Source organism: Phycicoccus elongatus Lp2 (assembly GCF_000367525.1).
In the GTDB taxonomy this organism is placed as follows: Bacteria; Actinomycetota; Actinomycetes; order Actinomycetales; family Dermatophilaceae; genus Phycicoccus_A; species Phycicoccus_A elongatus.
Genome location: NZ_HF570956.1, coordinates 2,064,835 through 2,066,035 on the forward strand (window position 1 = coordinate 2,064,835; position 1,201 = coordinate 2,066,035).

General features: G+C 70.2%; 2 pseudogenes and 1 riboswitch. Both pseudogenes read left to right on the top strand.

Features of this window, described 5'->3' with window-relative positions:
- Nucleotides 1-471: pseudogene (locus tag BN10_RS17795) on the top strand (ligand-binding protein SH3); the annotation flags it as partial.
- Nucleotides 472-704: 233 nt separating this feature from the next.
- Nucleotides 705-855, top strand: a riboswitch (cyclic di-AMP (ydaO/yuaA leader).
- A gap of 2 nt (nt 856-857) precedes the next feature.
- Nucleotides 858-1,201 (top strand): annotated as a pseudogene (locus BN10_RS17360) (hypothetical protein); the annotation flags it as partial.

A 1,201-nucleotide genomic window follows, 5' to 3' on the forward strand; every position in this document is an offset into this window, starting at 1 on the left:
GGCATCTCGGCCGTTGCCAAGCCGGCCGAGGAGGTCAACCTGGATGCCCAGGGCGACAGTGGGGCGGCTGGGTCGCAGAGCGCCGCGGGCGGGGCCACCAACGCGGCCGGCGCCACCGGCTACTCGACGTCGGCGTATTCCGGCATGTGCCGAGGACTGGGGCTGGGCAGCAGTGCCTCTGCGGTCTGTTCGGCGGTGCGCTCCCTCTTCGGGCCGCTGAGCATCGGTGGCTACCGAGCCGGCGACTCCGGCGACCACGGCGCCGGGAAGGCGGCCGACATCATGGTGGACAATTTCGCTGAGGGCGACGCAATTGCGGCCTTCGTCATGGCGCACGCCGGCGAACTGAACGTCAAGTACGTCATCTGGAAGCAGCGCATCTGGCACCCCGGTGGCGGGTGGAAGGCGATGGCCGACCGCGGCAGCCCCACCCAGAACCACTACGACCACGTGCACGTCTCGGTCAACTGACGCAGCAGAGGTCAGCGGCGGAGGTCATACGACCCTCCTTCACGCCACGGCGATGCGCCTCGGTGCGCCGACCCTGAGGATCGGCTGAGCCCCGAGCCTTCCGCCGACCAGGTGATGACGCGCCCGTGACCCAAATGTGACATTCGTCTGTCGGGTGTGTACCTTGGGCAGGTCGCCATCTCCCCTGGATGGTGTCCTCACGGGCAGAACGCCGAGTCCTGCCACTGCCCGAGAGTTCTTTCGCACCACCGCCGGCAGGAGCGGGGGAACCACTTCGGGTCCTGGTCTCAGGATCCTTGGGGTGAAGCCGATCGGTTCGCCGATCGGCCGGGCACAACCTCAGCCCGAACCCGACAGCTCACCTCGAAGGCGTCGAGAGGTTCACTGTGTCCAAGACCCCTGTGTCCGGTCGCCATCGTGCAGCCGGCCGTCACAACCCCCTGACCGAACTGACCGGCATGGTCGCCCGCGCCGGCGAGTCCGGTGTGAAGGCCTCCGCTGTCCTCGCCGCCTCCGGCGGCATGGTTGCGGCCTTCGCCCTGCCGGCCCAGGCGGCCCCTGCGACCGCCCAGGCCGCGACCATCTCGGCCCCTGTTGCCGTGAAGGCCGCTCCCGCTGCGGTCAAGGCCGCCCCGGCCGTCGTGGCGCCCGACGCCGCGGCGCCGACCAAGGTTGCCCAGGTGGGCGTCGTCGGCGTTTCCGCCGTCGAGAAGCCCCCGCCACCGCCCGT